At 67.7% G+C, this 555-nt stretch carries 1 protein-coding gene; it reads left to right on the top strand.

Annotated elements, in window-relative coordinates; genetic code table 11:
- Window positions 1–55 precede the first annotated feature (55 nt).
- Window positions 56–555: shikimate dehydrogenase family protein (locus HW466_RS31130; protein ID WP_425129839.1), on the top strand; the 500-nt coding region annotated here is incomplete at its 3' end.

Raw genomic sequence — 555 nt, 5'->3', positions numbered from 1 at the left:
CGGACAAGACGCGGGCGTCGCATCCTAGGCTCGCGGCCAGCAACGGGGCCGCGGCATGACGACCGTCCAGGGCATCCCCGGACCCCTGTACGGCAGCATGAGCGTCTTTGCCATTGTCGGCGATCCGATCGCCCAGGTTGCATCGCCGCGCTTATTCAACACCGCCTTTCGCGAGCGCAGCGCCGATGCCGTGCTGGTGCCCTTGCATGTGGCGCCCGACGCGCTGCGGGAAGTGATCGACAGCTTCCGTGCGATCCGGAATTTCGACGGGCTGGTGGTGACCGTGCCGCACAAGATCGCGGCCACCGAGTGGGTCGACGAGCTGGGCCCCCAGGCTCGACTGACCGGCGCGCTCAACACGATCCGGAAAACCGAGGATGGCCGATTGATCGGCGAAAACTTCGACGGGGAAGGCTTCATCCGGGGTTTGGCCTCGCGAGGACAGACGCTGACGGGACGTCGCGTGCTGGTCATCGGCGCGGGCGGAGCAGGTTGCGCGGTCGCGCACGCCATCGCCGCGGCGGGCGCCGATGCGATCGGCGTGTTCGATATCGA

The organism is Burkholderia territorii, assembly GCF_902833055.1.
Classification (GTDB): domain Bacteria; phylum Pseudomonadota; class Gammaproteobacteria; order Burkholderiales; family Burkholderiaceae; genus Burkholderia; species Burkholderia territorii.
The sequence above is the reverse complement of the archived record's forward strand: the minus strand, read 5'-3'. Positions and strand labels throughout refer to the sequence as shown.